Below are 3,154 nucleotides of genomic sequence, written 5' to 3'. Positions count from 1 at the left end.
CACCAACGGCATGGTCTACGGTGCGCGGCTGTTCGATGCGACGCGCAACTTCGTAATCCGCGACGCCGAGTTTGCGACCAATCTCGAGAAGCATTTCAAGAATTGTGTGTTCGGCGACGTCATGCTAAACCAGAAATCGCTGACCGAGCTGTCGAAGGCGCAGGATCTTTGGGCCGCGATTGGCCCGGGCTCGGAAGCACGCTCCCAGGAATGGCTGGAAAAGGACGGCAGCGGCGCGGTCACGAGCTATATCGTGACGTGCCGCCAGGCCTATGAAGGTCTTTCGGGTCAGTGGGCCAACATGATCGAGGCTAACACCCCGATCTGGGCGAAAGAGGTCTACCCCAAGCTCAGCAACGCGCTTGCTGCCGACAAGCTGAAGCATGATGTTCCTATTGTGAACCAGGCTTTCACGGGGTCGGGAAGCAGCTACGCCGACTATATGCGGCTAAACACTGCGATCAACGCATTCATGCAGGCGCGCAGCTCCATGGCGGGTGGCACGGGGGCGGCGGCGATCGACACGTTCGCGCAGACCCGTGCCGACGTACAGGCCCGCAACACCTACAATTCGATTGCGCAACAGGCGATGGCCTGGGTGCCGATCCTCAACATCGTTCTGACAGTCGTGTTCTTTGCGATGTTCCCGGTCATCTTCCCGCTCTTCCTAATGCCGCAAACCGGGCTGAGCGCGCTCAAGGGCTACGCTGTTGGCTTCTTCTACCTGGCTGCCTGGGGCCCGCTTTACGTTATCCTGCATATGATATGCATGACGCGCGCCGAGACCGCGGCGACCGGCATCGCATCGGGCGGTGTTACGCTCGGCACTTTCGCAGGCATCGGCGCCGTGAACGGTGAGACTGCGACGATCGCAGGGTTCATGCTGATGTCGGTCCCGTTCCTCGCGGCGGGACTGGCACGCGGCGCGATGTCTATCGCCGGCCAGTCCATGTCCATGCTCGCGCCCGCACAGAACGCCGCCGAAGCCGCTGCCCTCGAACAGACGACGGGCAACTATTCCTATGGGAATGTCAGCTGGGCAAATTCGACGTCCAACATGCAGCAGAGCGACCAGTGGACCAAGGCGCCGAGCTATATGGGCGGCGCGCCGATGACAAGTTGGCGCCAGGACAATGGCGCGCTGATCAATGGCTTCGGCAACGGACAGGAGGTCTTCGATACGGGCGGCGCCATTTCGCGCCTGGCATTCACGCCGACAATGTCGTCGGGCGCCGTCGCCGAATGGCGCGAAATGGCGAACGAGGCGCACCGTCAGTCGCAGGCCTATGAAAACGCCGCAAACGACATCCTGACCTCAACCCATACCAATCGCAGCGCATTCGGAACCTCGACCGAACAGTCGTCGGGATGGGATTCGAGCAGCGGCCGCCAAGCCAACACTTCGATCGAACAGTTCGACCGGAGAACAGGAAGCAGTTCTCAGGGGCTGGAAGACAGATCTTCGATCGGGCAATCGCAGCGGGTCAGTGACACTCACGATCGAAGTGCAATAACGTCTGACCAAGTGGGCGGTAGGATAACCACCGGTATGGGAGGTCCGGCAGCCGCAGGTCCAGGCGGAGGTGGGCGCCGGGCGTCCGGCTTGCTGCCAGGAATTGAAGGAAGCGTAGGTAAGAGCGGATCACAACAAGATCAGCTGCAGCATTCCACGGGACAAACCAATTCCAGCGATAGCTCCAACACTGCTTCCAGTGGGGTACGCGACGAACATTCGAACGGAACCGGCGCAAGTTCTTCGGATGGCACCTACAGCCGGAGCGGCGTGTTCAGTCGCGCCTCGCAGACGTCGTCGGCTTCGGTGAGCACTGAGGACGCTCTCTCCCGCGCGCGCTCATATCAGGAGTCCGCGCGCAAGCTGGAGGAATTGTCGCAGCAGCTGTCTCGCGACGCCAGTTGGGCCGAGAGTCATGGCATGCAACTCAGCACAAACCTCAGTCAGGACCTCGCGAACTGGTACCGTGCGCAACAAGCGGCAAATCCTGGTCTGGATGCACCCGAAATCTGGGCGACAGACCTTTCCGAGCATCAGCGCAGTGTCCGGGATGAGATGGTCCAGCGGTGGATGTCGGAGAAGCGTGAAGCGATCTACGAGGAAATCCGTGGAAGCCTGAACGAGCCTGATCTCGTTGATGTGCACCGCACCGGCGTGTCCTCCGCAGCCGATGTCAGGGCGACCTATCATCCGCATGGTGCTGGCGGGATTCCGGCCGGGCCTAATCTAGGCGATCCGGGCGCAGCCGAAGCCATAATTTCGTCAGGTAAAGCCGCGATCGATGGAGACCGCCGCGCAGCTCAGGCCGGGCGACATGCTAATGTGCAAGGCAATGTGCGCATTCAATCGGAGGTTGGCGAAGGCCAGGACAAAGGGTTCTTTCTTGACCCCGATCTAAGGAAATGAGCTTACATCCAAAACCAATATGCGAGCGCACCAGCCGCGACTGCGTAAGCGATCAAATATGCAACCATTCCCGCCTTGGATACGTTGCCGCGCTCATCAGTCGCCGCCTCGATGTACCGCACGGGATCGTCGTACTTCACAGTGACGATCGGTCCGCCGGAGAGGTCCTTCGTCTGATTATACGTGTCCAGGTCGAACATACAAAATCCGCAACCTCCGCTGCAAATATGAGCCAATTCCTTACTGGAATTTGGATTTCTTCACAAGCCTGCGGGCGGGCAATCTAATGTTCCAGAAGAGAGAGCCCGCCGAAAATCCTAGGCATGCGGACCTAGACCTGTCGAGCAACCTCGCATTTATGTTTTCGTGGCTTCTCGTTTCAGCGTTGGGGCTGCTGCCGTTGTTCGACGAAACGCTCCCACGTGATCCCACACCTTCCGCGTCGGCGCTGCTCGTCTTTTTCGTTGCCGTTGGATCGGCCGCCGTGCTCAGGCGGCACTTCAGCTGGGTTGGCCTCGCCATGCACGTCATCAGCCAGATTTTCATGTGGCTGTCCGTGTTCTGCGTGACGCTCGCGGGCGTCCTTTACACAGCCGGGTAGAGGCAGGGCTCAGGTCTTGAAACCACGGAAACCGAAACACATTTTTCGTTTCGTGGGCCGGGCTTGTCGCACGGAACGAGAGGCCGGCGCACCGGGCGTGCTCGGTGTTGCGGTTCGCTATAAGCCTCTCGCTG

The 3,154-nt window shown here is 60.0% G+C and carries 3 protein-coding genes; 2 read left to right on the top strand and 1 reads right to left on the bottom strand.

All coding sequences use genetic code 11. From position 1 onward, the window contains the following. Positions 1-2,419, top strand: a 2,419-nt coding sequence (locus RT424_RS24170) for a conjugal transfer protein TraG N-terminal domain-containing protein (RefSeq protein ID WP_313443405.1), incomplete at its 5' end; no start/stop codon positions are given. Positions 2,420-2,421: 2 nt separating this feature from the next. On the opposite strand, the gene RT424_RS24165 is transcribed toward RT424_RS24170, so the two are convergent. Then, positions 2,422-2,619 carry a hypothetical protein gene (locus RT424_RS24165; RefSeq protein WP_313443403.1) on the bottom strand — a complete coding sequence of 66 codons (198 nt, stop codon included), beginning with the start codon at positions 2,617-2,619 and terminating at the stop codon, positions 2,422-2,424. A 185-nt stretch (positions 2,620-2,804) separates the two neighbouring features. Here RT424_RS24165 and RT424_RS24160 point away from each other — a divergent pair, with 185 nt between their 5' ends. Further along, a complete protein-coding gene (locus tag RT424_RS24160) occupies positions 2,805-3,020 on the top strand; it encodes a hypothetical protein (protein ID WP_313443401.1) in 216 nt (71 codons plus the stop codon). Positions 3,021-3,154: the final 134 nt, after the last annotated feature.

Origin of the sequence: Novosphingobium sp., from assembly GCF_032093395.1 — a bacterium.
In the GTDB taxonomy this organism is placed as follows: domain Bacteria; phylum Pseudomonadota; class Alphaproteobacteria; order Sphingomonadales; family Sphingomonadaceae; genus Novosphingobium.
The sequence above is the reverse complement of the archived record's forward strand: the minus strand, read 5'-3'. Positions and strand labels throughout refer to the sequence as shown.